Raw genomic sequence first — 18934 nt, forward strand, 5'->3', positions numbered from 1 at the left:
ATTCTGCTAACATCCCGGAGGTTTTTCAGACACGGATTGCACTCATCAGGGAAAAGACAATACCCTTACCCTGTTACAAAGACAAGGATACGTTCGTTGTAACTGTAAAAAAACAAATTAAAACAATTGTTTGTTTCGTTATGGTTGGTGCCGGTTTATCTGCCGTCGCGCTGGGTGATATTATCTATAGCAGATTCAATGAGTTAAATTACGGGAAAGAAAAGTTTCCGTAGTGACTGACCAAACTGATGTGCCTTAGCAGGTCAGTCACTGTTATCGAAATTTCAGGAAGGGGGAGGCAAGAGTCAATCAGCTGTCAGTTGCCAGCTTGATACCAAATGTCATCATGACTGAGCCAATTATGCCGTCCAGATAGCGCATAGCTTTCTCGCTGCTCAGCCATTGGCGTGCTTTGGCAACCATGAGTATCAGTATCAACTGCCAGATATTTGAGACTATAAAATGCACGCCAGCCAGAAATACTGACTTCAGCATGACGGATTCATGGGGCTGGATGAACTGAGGCAGAAAAGCCATGTAAAATACAATGGTTTTAGGGTTCAGCACATTGCTCAGAAAGCCCTCCCTGAAAGAACGCCTCAGAGATGGAGTCACGCTATGGTTTTCTGTATTGGAGACCCCTGTCAATGTAGTGTTCGTCTTTCTGTCCCAGGCATTACGCAGGCTTTTCCATCCCAGCCAGATCAGATAAGCCGCCCCTGCCAGTTTTAACATTGTAAACAGGCTGGCTGACTGCAATAGAATAAAAGAGACACCTGCGGCAGATACAACGGCATGAACGAACAAACCACTGCAAATAGCTATGCTGGTGACAAGGCCGTCTATTCGTCCACCCCGGATGGTATTGCGAATAACCATTACTGTATCTACTCCAGGGGATATGGTCAGCAGAATAATTGCCGCCAGAAATGTCAGGAAAGAGGCATCAAAGTAAGATTCCAGTTGTAGAAGAATATCGGCCATTGGCAGCTCCGGATATACAAGTAATAAAAAAGCGGTATTCCGAAGAATACCGCTTCACAGGCACATGTATCTGTAAAGGATACAAAAGGAGTCAGTCAGAGCCTGTCATACTAAGAGTGGCACCTCTGAGTATTACATCAGCAGCTGACGGATATCAGCGAGAACTGCAGCAATAAACGCGGTAAAGCGTGCCGCATCAGCCCCGTTGATTGCCCGGTGGTCATAGGATAATGACAACGGCAGCATCTGCCGTGGCACAAAGTCACTACCATTCCACACAGGCTTTATGCTGGCCTTGGACACACCCAGAATAGCCACTTCCGGCGCATTAACGATAGGCGTGAATGCTGTACCACCAATAGAGCCCAGGCTCGAAATGGTGAAACAACCACCTTTCATATCATCCGCAGTCAGTTTTTTCTTCTGTGCACGAGAGGCCAGATCTGCAGTAGCATCCGCCAGTTCCCAGAGAGATTTCTGGTCAACATCACGCACTACGGGCACAAGCAGTCCGTCAGGCGTATCTACCGCAAAACCGATATGAATATATTTCTTCTGGATCAGCTTGTCACCGTCCGGATGCAGAGACACATTAAATTGTGGGTATTTCTGCATGGCGTAAGCACAGGCTTTCAGGATAAATGGCAGAGGCGTCAGTTTAGAACCACGTTTTTCTGCTTCAGCCTTCATCGACTTACGGAATTTCTCCAGCTCGGTGATATCCGCTTCGTCAAACTGTGTTACATGGGGGACGTTCAGCCATGAACGGTGCAGGTTCATTGCACCGACTTTCAGCAGACGCCCCATAGGTTTCTCTTCGATTTCGCCGAACTGGCTGAAATCAACCGCAGGAATTGGCGGAATACCTGCACCACCAGTTGCAGCCGGTGTTGCAGCTTTCTGTGGTGCAGATTTAACCTGCTGCATAACCTGCTTCACATAAGTCTGAACATCTTCTTTCAGGATTCGACCACGAGGACCGGTTGGCGTGACATCCAGTAGATCAATGCCGAATTCACGTGCAGTCATACGTACTGCAGGACCTGCGTGTACTTTACCTGTTTTACGTCCACTCTGGGCAGATGGTGTCGCAGGAGCAGAAGCCGTTGCGGTAGGAGCAGAAGCCGAAGCCGGAGCCGCTTGCTGAGCTGCTGCAGGTGCCGGAGCCGCAGCGGCTGGTTGAGCCGCTTGCGCGGGTGCGGCTTCCATTACTTCCATAACACCAATCAGATCGCCCTGATTCACGGTCTGGCCTTCAGAGATATTAAACTCGACCAGTTTACCTTTGTGAGGTGCCGGAACTTCCATAGTTGCTTTATCAGTCTCCAGAACCAGCAGGCCATCTTCGGCCTCCAGTTCGTCGCCGATAGCAACAGATACTTCAATCACAGGTACGTCATTGTTGCCGCTCAGATCTGGTACAAAAATCTCTTTACGTACTGGACCGGCCGCAGGCGCTGGTGCGGCAACAGGAGCCGGAGCAGCTTCTACAGCAGGTGCTGGAGCCGGAGCTTCGACTGGAGCAGAAACAACAGCCCCACCTGCGGTTTCAACGCGCAGGATCGGATGGCCCTGTGCGACTTTGTCACCTGTGTTGACCAGCACTTCCAGCACCTTACCCGCAACAGGGGAAGGGACTTCCATAGAGGCTTTGTCGGACTCCAGTACCAGTACAGAGTCTTCTTCAGCGATCTCATCTCCTACAGATACGCTGATTTCGATCACTTCAACTTCACCGCTGTCACCGATATCCGGTACTTCTACGGTCTCAATAGCCGGTGCTGCAGTAACGGGGGCAGGGGCTGGTGCTGTTTCTGCTACCGGAGCCGGTGCTGCTGCTGGAGCCGGTGCTGCGACAGGTGCTTCTGCTGCCGCCCCTTCAATTTCCAGTTCCAGAATGTCATGTCCCTGGTTTACCTGGTCGCCAACACTCAGTTTGATGGCTTTAACCACGCCTGCTACCGGACTGGGTACATCCATGGAAGCCTTGTCAGACTCCAGTACAATCAGAGAATCTTCCGCGTTAACCTGGTCACCCACTGCAACACAGATCTCGATCACTTCTACATCAGAATCGCTGCCAATATCAGGCACTTTGATGATTTCGGTACTCAAAGCTCTCGCTCCTATAAATCTGTCTGTTTCAAGGGCCTGCCGGGCTGAATGACGATTGAATGGTTCGTCTGACTTTTCAGCATAGCCGGATACCTGGATATCCGTTGGGCAGACCTGCCTGCTAATACGCTCCGACTGCTGTTATTGCAGCAGTCGGAAAACCGATCAGGGATTAACAGGTCAGTGGGTCACACTTTTCAGGGTTGATGTTGTATTTCGCGATGGCTTCTGCAACCACCTTACGCTCGATCTCACCACGTTTGGCCAGAGACTGCAGCGCGGCAACTGCGACGAAATAACGATCCACTTCGAAGAAGTGGCGAAGTTTCTCACGAGTATCGGAGCGACCGAAGCCATCAGTACCCAGTACACGGTAATCAGTAGGAATAAAGCTACGCACCTGATCGGCATGCAGCTTCATGTAATCGGTCGATGCGATAACAGGACCCTGGCGACCTTTCAGACAAGAGGTGATGTATGCGTCTTGCTCTTCTGCTTCCGGGTGCAGGAAGTTCTGACGTTCAACGGCCAGACCATCACGACGCAGTTCGTTAAAGCTGGTCACACTCCAGATATCGGCTTCAACACCGAAGTCTTCTTTCAGCAGTTCTGCACCGGCAATCACTTCACGCAGAATGGTACCGGAACCCAGCAACTGAACTTTACGCTCTGCGTCGCCGCCTTCCTGCAGCAGGTACATACCTTTGATGATACCTTCTTCGGCACCTTCTGGCATGGCAGGCTGCTCGTAGTTCTCATTCATGGCGGTCAGGTAGTAGAAGCAGTTTTCTTTCTCTTCATACATGCGGCGCAGACCGTCCTGTACCACTACCGCCATCTCATAAGCATAAGCCGGGTCGTAAGTAATACAGTTCGGAATCGTGCCTGCCATCAGGTGGCTGTGACCATCCTGGTGCTGCAGACCTTCACCGTTCAGTGTTGTACGACCCGCTGTACCTCCGACCAGAAAGCCGCGTGCCTGAATATCACCGGCCAGCCAGGCGATATCACCGATACGCTGGAAACCGAACATGGAATAGTAGATATAGAACGGAATCAGAGTGTAGTTGTGATTGCTGTAACTGGAGCCTGCTGCAACCCATGCTGACATTGCACCGGCTTCAGAGATACCTTCTTCCAGAATCTGACCCTGCTTATCTTCACGATAATACATGATCTGATCCGCATCTTCCGGCTTGTATTTCTGACCTTCAGAGGTGTAGATGCCCAGCTGACGGAACATACCTTCCATACCAAAAGTACGGGCTTCATCAGGTACGATAGGAACAATACGTTCGCCAATGGCTTTATCTTTTACCAGACCAGACAGAATGCGGACAAAAGCCATCGTCGTCGAAATTTCACGACCATTAGAGCCTTTCAGCTGGGCGTCAAAGACCTTGTTATCCAGTCCGGGAACCTGCAGAGATTCAAAGTCTGCACGGCGGGCTGGCAGGTAGCCACCCAGACGCTCGCGCTGAGCCTGCATGTACTGCATCTCAGGGCTGTCATCTGCTGGTTTGTAGTAAGGTACGTCTTCCAGCTGCTCATCGGTTAGTGGAATGCCGAAACGATCACGGAATTTCTTCAGACCTGCCATCTGCAGAGATTTGACAGAGTGAGTGTCGTTTTTCGCTTCGCCGTCTTCACCAATACCATAGCCTTTAACGGTATGAGCCAGAACAACGGTAGGTCTGCCTGTGGTGTTCACTGCTTCGTGATAAGCGGCGTATACTTTATACGGATCGTGACCGCCCCGGTTCAGGCGATAGATATCTTCATCAGACATATCCTTGACCATATCAGCCAGTTCAGGATATTTACCGAAGAAGTGCTCACGGGTGTAAGCGCCACCTTTCTGTTTGTAGTTCTGGTATTCACCGTCAACGGCTTCATCCATACGCTTCTGCATGACGCCTTTGCTGTCACGCTCAAACAGAGGATCCCAGAAACGCCCCCAGACGACTTTAATAACGTTCCAGCCAGCGCCACGGAATACGCCTTCCAGCTCATCCATAATACGGCCGTTACCACGAACAGGACCGTCCAGACGCTGCAGGTTGCAGTTGATCACAAAGATCAGATTATCCAGTTTCTCACGACCTGCCAGAGAGATGGCGCCCAGAGTTTCCGGCTCATCACACTCACCGTCACCCAGGAAAGCCCAGATCTTACGATCCTGCATTGGCTTTTTACCACGGCTATCCAGGTACTTCATCACGTGTGCCTGGTAGATTGCACCCAGGGGGCCTAAGCCCATAGATACGGTTGGGAACTGCCAGTAGTCCGGCATCAGCCAGGGGTGTGGGTAAGAGGACAGACCATCGCCATCTACTTCCTGACGGAACTTGTCCAGCTGTTCTTCGCTCAGACGGCCTTCCAGGAAAGAGCGGGAGTAGATGCCCGGTGCGGTGTGACCCTGGATGTAAAGCAGATCGCCTTCGAAATCACCTTTGGGTGCACGGAAGAAATAGTTAAAGCCTACATCGTAGAGGGTGGCGCTGGACATAAAGCTTGAGATATGGCCGCCAATACCTGAGTTCTTCTTGTTGGCGCGCATGACCATTGCCATGGCATTCCAGCGGATCACAGAGCGGATACGACGCTCCATAAACAGATCACCCGGCATACGGGCTTCACGGTGAACCGGAATGGTGTTGCGGTGGGGTGTCGTCACTGAGAATGGTGGTTGAGCACCATCCCGGCGCAGACGATTGCCCAATTCACTCAGCAGGAACTGCGCTCGATCTTCTCCCTCGCGATCCAGTACAGAATCCAGGGAATCCAGCCATTCCTGGGTTTCTACCGGATCAAGATCTGTTCGTGTATCCAGACTCATAATTATTAACTCTCCGCATTTTTCCGATTCAGCCATGACCACAGATCATGTGGTTTTATTATTTGGGGTATGTTCTGCTTTTCTGGCAGTTTGTAGTTAATTTACACCACAAATATTGCAGGCTTTTTAATCTGTGCAGACCTCTGAACTTTTATTTCAGGGGCTGCGGCCAACTTATATCGCATGTGCGAGATATAAATACCGGGTGTAGAACTGTTTTCTGACAGTTCATGTCTTTTTCTTTACAGAAAAGGGTGACTCTTCAGTTCTTGTAAAAATACTACAAAAAAAAATTAAAGACAAAAAATTACATGGATAAGACAGGGGAATGCAGTCACATTTTTGATAAAACAATGACCTGAGTTCCTGGAAAATCCCTGTAATCTTTGTGGAACCGGACAAAATGGGGCAAAGAAAAGCGCTTAACTCCTTTAACTGACCTGTTTTGTTCCTGTCCCTTCAGATCTTTGTGTTGCTATGGATTGCCGCTTACAGGCGTGATAACCAGGCTGCTCCTCGTACGCCGCTGGAGTCACCAAACTCCGGAGGTAGTATCCGGGTCATGATACTATCGCTGAACACAAAGGCATCCAGATAATTCTGAATATAAGTGTAGACTAATTTTATGTTGCTGATGCCTCCTCCCAGAACAATGATATCCGGGTCAACAATATTAATGACGCCAGCCAGCGCGCTGGCCAGTTGCAGGCTATAAATCTGGAGAGTTTGTTCTGCTCTTTTTTCTCCCTCCATAGCCTGGCTGGCTATCAGGCGGGTATCAGGGGTAATATTTCGCAGGCCATGAACTTCTGAGTGAGTCTGACTCAACCCCGGACCTGAGAGAAAAGTTTCAATGCAGTTATGGCGACCACAGTAGCACGGCCTGGGTTTAAAGTCTTTTACCAGATCGGCAGGCATAGGATTATGTCCCCACTCCCCGGCAATTCGATTAACACCCTGGACCAGATGCTGGTTCAGTACCAGGCCACCTCCCACACCTGTGCCCAGAATGACGCCGAAGACATTCTTTTTCCCCCTGGCAGCGCCATCTATGGCCTCGGACAAAGTAAAACAATCTGCATCATTAGCCTGTATAATTTTTCTGTTCAGTCTGTGCTGCAGATCGTCTGTCAGTGCTCTGCCATTCAGGCAGGTTGAATTACAGTTTTTCATCAGGCCAGTTTTTACTGAAATGGCTCCGGGAGTGCCAATACCAATCGAGTCAAAGATGCCCAGCTGAGACTCTGCCCAGGCTACCAGTACAGAAATGGCATCCAGAGTGGCGTCATAATTTCCCTGAGGCGTCGCGACACGTTCGCGGAACAGTACCTGCCCTCGGGTATCCAGTACCGCTGCTTCTATTTTTGTACCGCCTAAATCAATGCCCAGAAACATAATAACCCCTGCACAATATCCGGGTTTCTGTGAACAGAACTTTTTCCCTGATTTTTAAGCATATATCCCTTCTTAGCAGAAAACTGTGAACTCCCAGGCTTAACAGAGCCTGAAGCCTGTAAAAAGAGGTCTTAATATCGGAGCTTAATTTCTGAATATAAGATTCATTTACAGTTACGGCTAGCCTGAACTCTGGTTGATCTGAGATAATTACCTTATTTAAAACTGAAGCCTCAGCAGAAGAATATAGTCGTTCTGTGTCTGTTTCTGACGATTTGTGACAATCTTTCTGCATAACACCATAGCACTCAATCTGATAAATCGGCCAAAGGCGGACATATATGAGTTTTCTGAACACCCTGCAGCGTCATCAGGATACGATTAACCAGCTTTCTCAGTTTGAATCTGTTGTCAGCGAGATGGCTGACAGGGTGGAAGTGTGTATTCGTAACGGTGGTAAAGTGCTTTTTATGGGTAATGGTGGTAGTGCTGCTGATAGCCAGCATCTCGCAGCTGAATTTGTAGTGCGTTATAAAAAAGAACGTCCAACAATGGCTGCCATTGCATTGACAACTGATACCTCTATTCTGACCGCGCACTCTAATGATTATAGTTTTGATACTGTATTTTCCCGCCAGATTCAGGCGCTTACCCGCGAAGGTGATATTGTTATAGGGCTATCCACATCTGGGAACAGTGCTAATGTAATCGATGCAATAAAAGAAGCTAAGCAGCTTGGTTGCCATACATATGCCTGGACAGGAGAAAGTGGTGGTCAGCTACTTGAGATTGCAGATGCAACTCTGCGAATGCCATCCTCAGAAACAGCGCGTATCCAGGAAGCGCATATGCTGATTGGACACTGGCTGTGCGAAGAAATGGATGAAAGATTCTCCTGAATCACAGTTGTGATATCTGGCTGACTTGTGCCGGAACCCTCCATATTGTCGGATGAGTTCCGGTATTCCATGTCGTAGTGTTAGTGTCTGATAGCCATGCAGATATCGTAGAAGCTGGTAGGCTTTTCAATTTCAATGGCTATATGCAGTCGCCTTGCGATATCCGCTGCGGAAATTAAACCTCTGATTTGTCCTTGCGAGGAGTCGGTAACCAGGCAGTGCTGCTGATAGTTTTGCTGCAAAGTGTCCAGAATATTCTGGATGTTTGCATTACTGAGTTCTGAATAGTCCAGTGTTTGTAATTTGTTCTTTGGAATCATCAGATCTTTTACTCTGACTTCGTCTCTTTTAAGCCCTTCTTGCTGGAATGCCTGAATAAAGTTCTGTTCTCCCAGATCATTCAGGCTGATAGCCCCGACAAGTTCACCGTCATGATCAACAACAACCTGCATTCTGACATGTGCTTTTCTCATTTGCGATTCAGCGTGTATGGCAGGTAAATCATACATAACTGATTGAGGGATATGTTTTTTAAAGTCTGTAAATACTGCCAGAGCTGAATCATCTGCTGTCAGGTGATGGAATTCTTCCGGGTGCACCAGATGGTAATGGTTTTCTACAGGGTGTAGTGTAAGTACTTTCATAATCGTAACCCTTTGTTTGAATAGAAGTCGTAAAACATTGGCTATTCATGAAAAAGGAGGGGCTCTGATTAAATTTGTACTGACCTGCAGCTTTTCTGTATATGTCGCTAAAAAGCTGTAATGAACCGGTGATACCTCGCTTGCGAAGGAGTGACTGGCAGGCAGGTTGGCATCCGGTTCTTCATAGTCAGGAATATCAAAACTGATAAAGGCGTTGTAATGGTTATTGCTTTTTAGTCCCTCCAGCCCGGTACTTTTGATGACTGAGATCATCAAAAGCGTACATATAAAGAGGCTAAAGAGTTTGCGCATTGACTTTTCCTTCTGTTTGTTTATCTGATACTAGCCTCAGCGGTAAGTGAATACAATCAATTTGTTGCAAGCTGATATTTTTCATCGGGCGAAAATTAATCAGAAACTCAGCCATAAAAAAGGCCCTGACAGGCCTTTTTTATGGAGACTCATGAAATGGTATAACTTACTACTTTATTCTGTATTCTGCTGAACGGGCATGAGCTGTCAGGCTTTCGCCTCTGGCCAGAATAGATGCCGTTTTGCCTAGTTCAGACGCGCCATCCGCTGAGCACATGATCAGGGATGAGCGTTTCTGAAAGTCATACACTCCCAGAGGAGAAGAGAAGCGGGCTGTTCCTGACGTTGGCAGAACATGGTTAGGTCCTGCGCAGTAATCCCCCAGCGCCTCTGCTGTATAGCGACCCATAAAGATAGCACCAGCATGACGTATACGTTCAACTATGCTCATAGGATCATCAATAGAAAGCTCCAGGTGTTCTGGTGCGATTCTGTTGGTAACTTCCAGGGCTTCATCCAGATCTTTAACCTGAATTAAAGCGGCGCGGTCGCGCAAAGATGCCTGGATAATGCTTTCTCGTTCCATTGTTGGCAGCAGTTTTTCGATACTGGCCTGAACCTGATCAATAAAGCTGGCATCCCAGCTAACCAGGATTGGCTGAGCGTCTTCATCATGCTCTGCCTGTGAAAACAGATCCATAGCAATCCAGTCCGGATCGGTTTTACCATCGCAGACCACCAGGATTTCAGAGGGGCCTGCAATCATGTCGATGCCGACTGTGCCAAATACGGCCCGTTTTGCCGTCGCAACAAAAATATTACCAGGGCCTACGATTTTATCCACCTGGGGAACCGTTTCAGTACCGTAAGCCAGTGCTGCAACAGCCTGGGCTCCGCCCACAGTGAATACACGATCTACACCAGAAATACAGGCCGCAGCCAGTACCAGTTCGTTGACTTCGCCGCCCGGAGTCGGAACAACCATGATGATCTCTTTGACTCCGGCTACTTTGGCAGGTACGGCGTTCATCAGTACAGACGATGGATAGGCTGCTTTGCCGCCTGGTACATAAACACCGACACGGTCCATTGGCATTACCTGCTGTCCCAGCATAGTGCCATCTGCTTCAGTGTAATTCCAGGACGGCTGAAGCTGTTTCTCGTGATAAACTCTGACTCGCTCTGCAGCCAGTTCAAGTGCCCGACGTTGATCGTCAGGCAGCCCATCAAGAGCTTGTTGCAGACGCTCCTGAGACATTTCAAGCTGGCTGAAGTCGGCGACTTCCAGTCGGTCAAACCGGGCGGTGAACTCCATCACTGCTTTATCACCATGATGTTTAACCTGATGCAGAATATCGTTTACGGCCTCATTGACGGAGGTGTCAGATACTGCTTCCCAGGCCAGCAGCTGATCCAGCTGTTGATTAAAATTATCCTGGGTTGTGGTTAAACGAGTGATAGAAACAGGTGATGACATAGGTTTTTCCCGTTAGATTCTTACATTTATAGGGTTTGCCGGACTAGCTGTCCGTTTGTCTGGCGGCTTCCACCGCAGCAGACAATTTCTGAATGATTGGCTGGACCAGGCTGTTTTTCATTTTAATTGCCCCCTGACTGACGACCAGACGAGTGCTGATATCAGCAATCTCTTCGCGGGCTTCCAGACCATTCGCTTTAAGTGTGTTGCCTGTGTCCACAATATCGACAATCTCATCTGCCAGATCCATAATCGGAGCCAGCTCCATGCCGCCGTACAGTTTAATCAGGTCAGCCTGTACGCCCTGTTCTGCATAATAGCGCTTGGCAACATTCACGAATTTAGTGGCAACGCGGATACGTCCGGTCGGACGTTTCTGCTCTTTCATACCTGCCGTCATCAGACGGCAGCGTGCAATGTTCAGATCCAGAGGTTCGTAAATGCCTTTAGCGCCATGCTCCATCAGAACATCTTTACCGGCAACTCCCATATCTGCTGCACCCAGTTCAACATAAGTAGGTACGTCAACTGCACGGATAATGATGAGCTTAACGTTTTCGATATTGGTATCAAAAATCAGCTTACGACTCTTGCGTACATCTTCCAGTGGATGAATCCCTGCCTGTTCAAACAGCGGCAGGGTTTCATTCAGGATTCGTCCTTTAGATAACGCAATAATAAGCTCTTGAGACATAGGATTGATCAGCTCTTGGAGGATAATAGTTATAAACAGGGGACTTGTTTCAGACCCGCTTAACGAGGTACACGTCGTATCTTAGCGCCTAAAAGTTGCATCTTTTCTTCAATGCACTCATAGCCCCGGTCAATATGATAAATGCGGTCTACGAGGGTATCCCCTTCGGCAACCAGGCCTGCAATCACCAGACTGGCAGAGGCGCGAAGGTCTGTAGCCATAACCGGAGCACCTTTCAGGCGTTCAACGCCATCAATAATGGCAGTATTACCCTGGACATCAATTTTTGCTCCCATGCGCAGCATCTCCTGCACGTGCATGTAGCGATTCTCAAAAATTGTTTCGGTGATCCGGGATGTGCCTTCTGCAACTGCATTCATGGCAACAAACTGGGCTTGCATATCAGTAGGGAACGCCGGATAAGGTGCCGTGGTCAGATTGACCGCTTTTGGGCGGTTACCCTTCATATCCAGACTGATCCAGCCCGGACCTGTTTCAATATGAGCGCCTGCCTCTTCCAGCTTCAGTAGCACTGCATCCTGAATATCTGCACGGGTGTCTTTTACTTTAATACGCCCACGGGTTGCTGCTGCAGCAACCAGATAAGTTCCTGTCTCAATTCGGTCTGCAACCACATTGTGTTCACAGCCATTGAGTTTATCCACACCCTCAACAACAATCCTGTCAGTACCATGACCCTGGATATTAGCGCCCATAGCAATCAGGCATTCAGCCAGATCGACAACCTCCGGCTCACGGGCTGCGTTTTCGATAACGCTGACGCCGTCTGCCAGACAAGCTGCCATCAGCAGGTTTTCTGTGCCTGTGACGGTGACGGTTTCAAACAGGATATTTGCGCCTTTCAGTCGACCATTGACTTTTGCCTTGATATAGCCGTCTTCGACTTTGATATCTGCCCCCATAGCTTGTAAGCCTTTGATATGGAGGTCAACTGGACGACTGCCAATGGCGCAACCCCCTGGCAGGGAAACCTGAGCTTCACCGAAGTGAGCCAGAAGGGGCCCCAGTACCAGAATTGAAGCACGCATGGTGCGTACCAGATCATACGGAGCATAACAATTACGGATCAGACGGGCATCAGCTTCAATGCGCATTTTTTCGTCAATGATAGGTTCTATGCCCATACCACCCAGCAGTTCTATCATGGTTGTGATATCGTGCAGGTGTGGCAGATTGCCAATGGTGACCGGCCCTTCAGCCAGTAGGGTTGCCGCAAGAATAGGAAGTGCAGAGTTTTTTGCACCAGAAATCCGGATCTCGCCTGATAAAGGCTTATCACCGGTAATAATTAATTTATCCATCTGAGGTCCGTAATTGAATCTGAAAGCTTAACCGACGTGCAGTTGTTTGGCGTCTTCCCATTGTGCGGGAGTATAGGTACGAATTTGTACCGCATGTACGTCACCGGAAGCGATCAGATCATTCAGGCCTGAGTAGACATGCTGCTGTTTTTTGACCGGGGTTAAAGAAGCAAACACTTCGCCAATCGCGATGACTTCAAAGTGACGGCCATCATCACCCTGAACGATAAACTCACAATCTGACAATTTTTCTTCTAAAACTTTTTGCAATTCACTGGCTTGCATCTTTTTCTCCGATTTTAACTCAGCTTGAGGGAAGCGATTCTAGTAAAAATCCGCACAAAAGGCGATTTTCATTGCATCATGGGTTACTGCTTTTGTAATCCAGTGAGAGTAGTTCCCTCAAACCGGATACATCAATAATATTCTGCAGTATATCGGGCACGCCGGTATAGCGAATCTGCTTGTCTGATGCGCGGGCTGTTCTCAGCCAGCACATCATTACGGAAACAGCCGGGCTACCGGAGCGGGATACACCGGAAAAGTCTATCTCAATGGCTTCCGGGCCTGATTGAATCAGTATTTCCCCCTGACGACGTACCTCTGCGACTGTATTAAAATCCAGTACGCCGGATACCTGTAATCTGTCAGGGGTGATTGCTTTAACCAGACTCACTCCTTTACTCCACTGGTTTGTTCGGTTACTGCGTTGGAGGCATCACTGGTCAGCCAGTTGTCGATAACATAGTCAAAGTTACGACTATGTGCCTGCATGGCGCTATCGAACTGATTGCGGAACGTTACACCAAGGTTGATACCGTTAACGGTGACATTAGTAATACGCCACTGGTCGTCCTTACCTTTGCGCATCGCATAGATAATAGGATAAACCGTACCATCCACAGAGATTACCTCCATTTCAACGGTATCTCTTTCCGGGTCTCTTGACGGCGCTTTAGGTTCCAGTACCCGTATCTCTTCCTTAGAGAAAGCCAGTAGTCCCTTCGCATAGGTGCGAATCAGACTGTTCTGGAATACACTCAGAAAGCGCTGGCGCTGCTCTTTACTGGCGGCACGATAATATTTTCCCATCACACCTGCAGAGAAGCGACGCATATCAACAGCGGGCGAGAGTATCTCCTCAACGCGATTGTAAAAGCGCTCAGGTTCTTTTTCATGATAATCTCTGGCTTCTTCAATGAACGAAAGTAATTCATTGGCGGTTTCAGTGATAACCTCTTTCGGGGCTTTGTTACTGGCATGGGCCAGGCCTGCACCCATCATCGCAGTCAGTAGAATAAAAAACAGCGGCCTGGTCAGGGTGGCTACTGATTTGGCGAACGATCTCTGACGTAATTTGTTCATACATAACCCTTCTATGATGAGTGCTTCAGTGCTTTTTCGGATACTGAAGTCATGACCATGAATCCCACGTTATATAACGGATGTGGTACAGATTACTCTTTGCCCATACTGGACAGGAACTTGCCAATCAGGTCTTCCAGTACCAGGGCAGGCTGAGTATCTCGAATCTGTCCGCCATCCTGAATCATCTCTTCTTCAGCACCAACAATCAGTCCGATATAGTTTTCACCCAGAAGGCCCGATGTCAGAATCATTGCTGATGTATCTTCCGACAGCTTATTTTTCATACTGTTGTCTATTTTCAGTGTGACCCTGGCATCATACCACTGAGGATCAATCTGAATGGAATCAACCCTGCCAATAGTAACGCCAGCCATGGTAACTTTTGCCCGGGGCTTAAGCCCTCCGACATTATTAAAGTGTGCGTAAACAGTATACGTACTTTTATCATCTGAACGGTAATCCAGGCCACTGACTTTCATGGCCAGTACAATAAAGGCCAGTCCTGCGGCTACAACAAAAGCGCCCACACTGACTTCAATCCAGCGGGTAGTCATATCAGAAATCCCCAAACATCAAGGCAGTCAAAACAAAATCCAGCCCCAGCACAGCCAGAGAGCCATATACTACAGTTTTAGTGGTTGCACGGCTGATCCCTTCTGATGTCGGAATCAGATCATATCCCTGGAAGACAGCAATCCAGGTTACGACAATAGCAAACACAATACTTTTTATGATGCCGTTTAAGACATCATGTCCGAAGGTAACAGAGGCCTGCATATTGCCCCAGTAGGAACCATCAAAAACGCCTAGCCATTCCACACCCACCAGCATGCCACCCCATATGCCAATTACGCTGAATATAATGCAGAGCAGAGGTAGGGCGATAATACCGGCATACAGACGAGGAGCGATAACACGCTTAACCGGATCAACGCCAATCATTTCCATACTGGCAAGTTGTTCTGTTGCCTTCATCAGGCCTATTTCTGCTGTCAGGGCTGAACCCGCCCGTCCGGCAAACAGCAAGGCTGCAACGACCGGGCTGAGTTCTCTGAGCAGCGTCAGAGCAACCATCTGTCCCAGAGCATCTTCTGCCCCGAAGTCTACCAGTATTGAATAGCCCTGTAGGCCCAGTACCATACCAATAAACAGGCCGGATACACTTATAATAGCTATTGATAAGACACCGGTAACATAGATCTGTTTAATCAGCAGATGGAAGTTTTTCAGCACATACCTTACGCCCAGCAGAGCGGCGATTAACAGCTGAGCTGATCTGCCAAGGCCTGCCAGTATATCCAGCACGCGCTTCCCCGTTGTCTGCAGAAATGAGATCATGATTCTGCCCCCATCATATCACTGGCAAAGTCATTCGCTGGATAGCGGAAAGGGACCGGGCCATCAGGTAAACCTCGGATAAACTGACGAACTTCTGGCAGCTCACTCTGACGGATGTCATCAGGACTGCCTTCGATCAGCACCTTGCCGTCGGAAAGAACGCAGATATGGTCAGCAATACTCATGCTCTCATCAATATCGTGAGATACCAGCACTGTGGTCATATTCAGTGCATCGTGCAGCTGACGGATCAGTGTTACCAGAACCCCCAGGGTAATAGGATCCTGTCCGACAAAAGGTTCGTCATACATCATTAACTCAGGGTCCAGTGCAATCGCTCTGGCCAGAGCAACTCTGCGACTCATTCCGCCAGACAGTTCTGAGGGCATCAGGTCCCGCGCGCCTCGCAGACCAACAGACTCCAGTTTGATCAGTACCAGATCTCTGATCATATCTTCCGGAAGGTCAGTGTGTACCCTGATAGGGAACGCAACATTTTCAAAGACGCTCAGTTCAGTAAACAGCGCTCCACTCTGGAAGAGCATGCCCATTCTTTTGCGTAGGGCAAACAGCTCGGAGCGACTGATATCGGGTACGGAACGACCATCAACAATCACTTCGCCCTGATCAGGACGAAGCTGACCACCAATAAGGCGAAGCAGTGTCGTTTTACCTGTACCACTAGGGCCCATAATGGCTGTGATTTTTCCTTTAGGAATATGAAGACTTAACCCTGAAAAGATCCTTCTCTGGTCTCGTCTGAAAGTCATATCCGTGATTTCAACCAGACTATCTGAGTCGGACATAAGTCGGGTAAACCTTTATATAGGACGAAATAATCAGAAATAACAAAAAACAACGTAAAATAACCGCGTCACTTTACCCTGGATAAAGGCAAAATGCAGCCAGACATATTAATCGGGGCAATGCCGCTGTATTTAAAGTGACGATCCGTCATTTTTATGGCGATGACATATTTATGCAACCTTTAGCGATAATTCTGATCTCATACTTGCATTCCTGTCGGGATGCTTCTTTAATTGCCAGCCAACTTAACTCAGATATCGGAAAGTTATGATCCTGTACTCTGCATTAGCGCTTATCTTTGGTCTGGGCCTTCTGGTCTGGAGTGCTGACCGTTTCATTGACGGAGCTGCTGCAACAGCCCGTAATATGGGGATGTCCCCTCTGCTGATTGGTATGACTATTATTTCAATCGGTACATCAGCACCAGAAATTCTGGTGTCGGCTATTGCCTCAATGGAGGGCAATCCAGGGCTTGCTATAGGTAATGCTCTGGGATCGAATATTGCGAATATAGGCCTGGTGTTAGGGATAACAGCTCTTATTGCCCCTTTGCCGATCAATATGAAATTAATGAAAAAAGAGATTCCTCTGCTGCTGGGGGTTACTCTGATTGCCGGAGCGGTATTACTGGATGGCAATTTGTCTTTAATGGATGCCTTTATTCTCGTGACTTGTCTGGTGCTGAGTCTGCTCTGGATGTTTAAGGGTGATGGAGAGGGTGAATTCGATCATCCGGAAGATATTCCGGAAATGAACGGCAAGAAAGCCTGGTTCTGGCTGGTGATAGGGCTGGTGCTCCTGGTGGCCAGTTCACGTATCCTGGTCTGGGGAGCTGTCAACATTGCTCAGCATTTTGGTGTCAGTGATCTGGTTATTGGACTGACCATCGTTGCGATTGGTACCAGTTTGCCTGAACTGGCTGCCAGTGTCGCCAGTGCCTTGAAAAATCATCATGAAATAGCCCTGGGTAATGTAGTCGGGTCCAACATTTTCAATTTACTTGCGGTATTGCCTGTACCTGGCTTTTTCGCAGCAACAGCCGTTGAGGGTGAGGTAATGAGCCGTGACTTTCCTGTGATGGCTGGTTTGACCTTCCTACTGGCTGCCTTGATTATTCTGATGCGTAAGAAAGGACGTATAAGTCGGGGTGAAGGTGGCCTGTTAACGGCTATTTATGCGGGTTATCTGTACGTTATCTATCTGGCTGCAGTGTAAAGGCGACGTTATGCATCCTTATCTTAAATCTGCATGCCGAACCATTGAGATGGAAGCGGATGCTGTAAGGCAGCAGAGCGAAACCCTGGACGAAGCTTTTATCCTTGCCTGTGACCTGATCCTGAATTGCCAGGGACGTGTTGTCGTCACCGGAATGGGTAAATCAGGTCATATTGGCAATAAAATTGCCGCAACTCTGGCCTCTACAGGAACGCCTGCTTTTTTTGTTCATCCAGGAGAAGCCAGTCATGGTGATCTTGGGATGATCACCCGAGGGGATGTCGTGATCGCACTATCGAACTCCGGTGAGACATCAGAGGTGACGACTTTGTTACCTCTGTTGAAGAGGCTGGCTGTTCCTCTGATCAGTATGACTGGCAATGCAGATTCAACACTGGCCAGTTTTTCTGACGCCCACCTGCTGATTCGTGTACATCAGGAAGCTTGCCCTCTGGATCTGGCTCCTACCTCAAGTACTACGGCTACTCTGGTGGTTGGTGATGCTCTGGCTATAGCCTTGCTTGAAGCCAGAGGTTTCAGCGCAGAGGACTTTGCCTTTTCTCATCCGGGAGGCAGCCTGGGGCGACGTTTGTTATTGAAAGTCAATGATCTTATGCATACCGGTGAGCGTATGCCTCTGGTTGATAGCGGCACCGCTTTGCAGGCTGCATTACTGGAGATTTCTCGCAAAGGTCTGGGTATGACAGCGATCATTGATCCTCAGGGTAAGCTAACAGGTGTCTATACGGATGGTGATCTGAGGCGTACACTGGATCAGGGGCTGGATATTCGCAGTGTTATTGTGAATGATGTGATGACTCCGGATCCTGTGACTGTAATGCCGGAACAGCTGGCCGCAGAGGCTGTAGATATAATGCAACAGAAAAAGATTACATCCCTGCTGGTTGTCGAGCAGGACAAGCCCGTTGGGGTGCTGCATATGCATGACCTGCTGCGAGCGGGTGTGATCTGACAGAGATTTTTATGACCGTGAATGATTCTGTATTAAACAAAGCCCGTAAAATTCGTTTGCTTGTGCTGGATGTTGATGGCGTACTCACTGATGGCACTCTGTACTTTCATGCTGATGGCAGTGAAACAAAAGCTTTCAATAGTCTGGATGGTCATGGCATTAAAATGCTGCAGTCCAGCGGCGTTGAAGTGGCGATTATCACTGGGCGTCGTTCTCCTATGGTATCGCAGCGAGCTAAAGCGCTGGGGATCAGCACTGTATATCAGGGGCGGGAAGATAAACTGGTTGCATTGAAAGAGGTTCAGCAGGAAAAAACGTTGCAGTGGGAGCAGATTGCCTACTGTGGTGATGATCTGCCTGATCTTGCTGCTATCAGGATGTCTGGCCTGGGGGTTACTGTGCCTGACGCGCCTGAATACATGCAGCAGCATTCTGATTATGTCTGTTCAAAATCAGGTGGGCACGGAGCCGTACGTGAACTGTGTGATCTGATTATGCAGACACAGGGTACTTTGCAGGATGCGATTGATCATTATCTGCTGGGCGGTTAAT

Annotated in this window: 18 protein-coding genes; 4 read left to right on the forward strand and 14 right to left on the reverse strand. The window is 48.6% G+C overall.

Annotated features, from left to right (window positions below; genetic code table 11):
- Window positions 1-309: 309 nt before the first annotated feature.
- The 4 genes from H4O21_RS03645 to H4O21_RS03660 form a co-directional block, all read right to left on the reverse strand.
- Window positions 310-984, reverse strand: a complete 675-nt coding sequence (locus tag H4O21_RS03645) for a LysE family translocator (protein ID WP_182807486.1) — start codon at window positions 982-984, stop codon at window positions 310-312.
- Between the two features lie 132 nt (window positions 985-1116).
- The gene (gene aceF / locus H4O21_RS03650) at window positions 1117-3099 is read right to left on the reverse strand and encodes a pyruvate dehydrogenase complex dihydrolipoyllysine-residue acetyltransferase (protein ID WP_182807487.1); all 1983 of its coding nucleotides are present in this window, start codon (window positions 3097-3099) and stop codon (window positions 1117-1119) included.
- Between the two features lie 172 nt (window positions 3100-3271).
- Entirely contained in the window at window positions 3272-5938 is a 2667-nt protein-coding gene (gene aceE / locus H4O21_RS03655; protein WP_182807488.1) for a pyruvate dehydrogenase (acetyl-transferring), homodimeric type, read from the reverse strand.
- A gap of 489 nt (window positions 5939-6427) precedes the next feature.
- Window positions 6428-7333: an ROK family protein gene (locus tag H4O21_RS03660; RefSeq protein WP_182807489.1), complete on the reverse strand. Its 906-nt coding sequence runs from the start codon at window positions 7331-7333 to the stop codon at window positions 6428-6430.
- Window positions 7334-7674: 341 nt separating this feature from the next.
- Between H4O21_RS03660 and H4O21_RS03665 the strand changes: the two genes are divergently transcribed.
- Entirely contained in the window at window positions 7675-8232 is a 558-nt protein-coding gene (locus H4O21_RS03665) for a D-sedoheptulose-7-phosphate isomerase (protein WP_182807490.1), read from the forward strand.
- Between the two features lie 80 nt (window positions 8233-8312).
- Here the strand turns inward: H4O21_RS03665 and H4O21_RS03670 are convergent, their stop codons facing one another.
- The 10 genes from H4O21_RS03670 to H4O21_RS03715 all read right to left on the reverse strand — a co-directional run bounded on the left by H4O21_RS03670 (window position 8313) and on the right by H4O21_RS03715 (window position 16193).
- The gene (locus H4O21_RS03670) at window positions 8313-8876 is read right to left on the reverse strand and encodes a CBS domain-containing protein (RefSeq protein WP_182807491.1); all 564 of its coding nucleotides are present in this window, start codon (window positions 8874-8876) and stop codon (window positions 8313-8315) included.
- A gap of 481 nt (window positions 8877-9357) precedes the next feature.
- Entirely contained in the window at window positions 9358-10665 is a 1308-nt protein-coding gene (gene hisD / locus H4O21_RS03675; protein WP_182807492.1) for a histidinol dehydrogenase, read from the reverse strand.
- Window positions 10666-10708: 43 nt separating this feature from the next.
- On the reverse strand, window positions 10709-11359 hold the full coding sequence (gene hisG / locus H4O21_RS03680; RefSeq protein WP_182807493.1) for an ATP phosphoribosyltransferase: 651 nt from the start codon (window positions 11357-11359) through the stop codon (window positions 10709-10711).
- 59 nt (window positions 11360-11418) lie between these two features.
- The gene (gene murA / locus H4O21_RS03685; protein ID WP_182807494.1) at window positions 11419-12681 is read right to left on the reverse strand and encodes a UDP-N-acetylglucosamine 1-carboxyvinyltransferase; all 1263 of its coding nucleotides are present in this window, start codon (window positions 12679-12681) and stop codon (window positions 11419-11421) included.
- A gap of 27 nt (window positions 12682-12708) precedes the next feature.
- The gene (locus H4O21_RS03690) at window positions 12709-12966 is read right to left on the reverse strand and encodes a BolA family protein (RefSeq protein ID WP_182807495.1); all 258 of its coding nucleotides are present in this window, start codon (window positions 12964-12966) and stop codon (window positions 12709-12711) included.
- 76 nt (window positions 12967-13042) lie between these two features.
- Window positions 13043-13357 (reverse strand): STAS domain-containing protein, encoded by a 315-nt coding sequence (locus H4O21_RS03695; protein WP_182807496.1) that lies wholly within the window; start codon window positions 13355-13357, stop codon window positions 13043-13045.
- A complete protein-coding gene (locus H4O21_RS03700; RefSeq protein ID WP_182807497.1) occupies window positions 13354-14046 on the reverse strand; it encodes an MlaC/ttg2D family ABC transporter substrate-binding protein in 693 nt (230 codons plus the stop codon). Before H4O21_RS03700 ends, H4O21_RS03695 begins: the two co-directional genes overlap by 4 nt.
- Window positions 14047-14138: 92 nt before the next feature.
- A complete protein-coding gene (mlaD, locus tag H4O21_RS03705; protein WP_182807498.1) occupies window positions 14139-14603 on the reverse strand; it encodes an outer membrane lipid asymmetry maintenance protein MlaD in 465 nt (154 codons plus the stop codon).
- Between the two features lies 1 nt (window position 14604).
- Window positions 14605-15387 (reverse strand): lipid asymmetry maintenance ABC transporter permease subunit MlaE, encoded by a 783-nt coding sequence (gene mlaE, locus H4O21_RS03710; RefSeq protein WP_182807499.1) that lies wholly within the window; start codon window positions 15385-15387, stop codon window positions 14605-14607.
- A complete protein-coding gene (locus H4O21_RS03715) occupies window positions 15384-16193 on the reverse strand; it encodes an ATP-binding cassette domain-containing protein (RefSeq protein WP_182807500.1) in 810 nt (269 codons plus the stop codon). The genes mlaE and H4O21_RS03715 overlap by 4 nt, the downstream gene beginning before the upstream one ends.
- Window positions 16194-16461: 268 nt before the next feature.
- Between H4O21_RS03715 and H4O21_RS03720 the strand changes: the two genes are divergently transcribed.
- From H4O21_RS03720 to kdsC, 3 genes are read left to right on the forward strand one after another with little or no spacing between them, the layout of a single operon-like run.
- The gene (locus H4O21_RS03720; protein ID WP_220495488.1) at window positions 16462-17409 is read left to right on the forward strand and encodes a calcium/sodium antiporter; all 948 of its coding nucleotides are present in this window, start codon (window positions 16462-16464) and stop codon (window positions 17407-17409) included.
- 10 nt (window positions 17410-17419) lie between these two features.
- On the forward strand, window positions 17420-18382 hold the full coding sequence (locus H4O21_RS03725) for a KpsF/GutQ family sugar-phosphate isomerase (protein ID WP_182807501.1): 963 nt from the start codon (window positions 17420-17422) through the stop codon (window positions 18380-18382).
- Window positions 18383-18393: 11 nt separating this feature from the next.
- Entirely contained in the window at window positions 18394-18933 is a 540-nt protein-coding gene (kdsC, locus tag H4O21_RS03730; RefSeq protein WP_182807502.1) for a 3-deoxy-manno-octulosonate-8-phosphatase KdsC, read from the forward strand.
- Window position 18934: the final 1 nt, after the last annotated feature.

Origin of the sequence: Oceanospirillum sediminis (genome assembly GCF_014164585.1) — a bacterium.
GTDB lineage: Bacteria > Pseudomonadota > Gammaproteobacteria > Pseudomonadales > Halomonadaceae > Oceanospirillum > Oceanospirillum sediminis.

Excerpts from the sequence above, each read along its gene's own strand:
- H4O21_RS03645 (WP_182807486.1), bottom strand. The coding sequence starts at position 984 with ATGGCCGATATTCTTCTACAACTGGAATCTTACTTTGATGCCTCTTTC.
- aceE (WP_182807488.1), bottom strand. The coding sequence starts at position 5,938 with ATGAGTCTGGATACACGAACAGATCTTGATCCGGTAGAAACCCAGGAA.
- H4O21_RS03660 (WP_182807489.1), bottom strand. The coding sequence starts at position 7,333 with ATGTTTCTGGGCATTGATTTAGGCGGTACAAAAATAGAAGCAGCGGTA.
- H4O21_RS03665 (WP_182807490.1), top strand. The coding sequence starts at position 7,675 with ATGAGTTTTCTGAACACCCTGCAGCGTCATCAGGATACGATTAACCAG.
- H4O21_RS03670 (WP_182807491.1), bottom strand. The coding sequence starts at position 8,876 with ATGAAAGTACTTACACTACACCCTGTAGAAAACCATTACCATCTGGTG.
- hisD (WP_182807492.1), bottom strand. The coding sequence starts at position 10,665 with ATGTCATCACCTGTTTCTATCACTCGTTTAACCACAACCCAGGATAAT.
- hisG (WP_182807493.1), bottom strand. The coding sequence starts at position 11,359 with ATGTCTCAAGAGCTTATTATTGCGTTATCTAAAGGACGAATCCTGAAT.
- murA (WP_182807494.1), bottom strand. The coding sequence starts at position 12,681 with ATGGATAAATTAATTATTACCGGTGATAAGCCTTTATCAGGCGAGATC.
- H4O21_RS03690 (WP_182807495.1), bottom strand. The coding sequence starts at position 12,966 with ATGCAAGCCAGTGAATTGCAAAAAGTTTTAGAAGAAAAATTGTCAGAT.
- H4O21_RS03700 (WP_182807497.1), bottom strand. The coding sequence starts at position 14,046 with ATGAACAAATTACGTCAGAGATCGTTCGCCAAATCAGTAGCCACCCTG.
- mlaD (WP_182807498.1), bottom strand. The coding sequence starts at position 14,603 with ATGACTACCCGCTGGATTGAAGTCAGTGTGGGCGCTTTTGTTGTAGCC.
- mlaE (WP_182807499.1), bottom strand. The coding sequence starts at position 15,387 with ATGATCTCATTTCTGCAGACAACGGGGAAGCGCGTGCTGGATATACTG.
- H4O21_RS03715 (WP_182807500.1), bottom strand. The coding sequence starts at position 16,193 with ATGTCCGACTCAGATAGTCTGGTTGAAATCACGGATATGACTTTCAGA.
- H4O21_RS03720 (WP_220495488.1), top strand. The coding sequence starts at position 16,462 with ATGATCCTGTACTCTGCATTAGCGCTTATCTTTGGTCTGGGCCTTCTG.
- H4O21_RS03725 (WP_182807501.1), top strand. The coding sequence starts at position 17,420 with ATGCATCCTTATCTTAAATCTGCATGCCGAACCATTGAGATGGAAGCG.
- kdsC (WP_182807502.1), top strand. The coding sequence starts at position 18,394 with ATGACCGTGAATGATTCTGTATTAAACAAAGCCCGTAAAATTCGTTTG.